The sequence below is a fragment of the Cupriavidus sp. SIMBA_020 genome, from assembly GCF_046535395.1.
GTDB lineage: Bacteria > Pseudomonadota > Gammaproteobacteria > Burkholderiales > Burkholderiaceae > Cupriavidus > Cupriavidus campinensis.
This window is the reverse complement of sequence record NZ_JAWRWU010001613.1, coordinates 1-237: the sequence shown is the minus strand read 5'-3', so window position 1 is coordinate 237 and position 237 is coordinate 1. Positions and strand designations below refer to the sequence as shown.

The 237-nt window shown below is 68.8% G+C and carries 1 protein-coding gene; it reads left to right on the top strand.

Annotated features, from left to right (window positions below):
• Positions 1-237: aconitase family protein (locus tag SB751_RS35070; protein ID WP_410749625.1), on the top strand; the 237-nt coding region annotated here is incomplete at both ends.

The following is a 237-nucleotide window of genomic DNA, read 5'->3' as shown; positions in this document are numbered from 1 at the left end:
TGCTGACCGATGCGCTCAAGCAGCTGATCGAACGCCGCCGCGACCTGGACTTTCCGTGGTATCCGGCCCGCGTGGTCTGTCATGACATCCTGGGCCAGACCGCGCTGGTCGACCTGGCCGGCCTGCGCGACGCCATCGCCGACAAGGGCGGCGACCCCGCCAAGGTCAACCCCGTGGTGCCGGTGCAGCTGATCGTCGACCACTCGCTGGCGGTGGAATACGGCGGCAACGATCCCG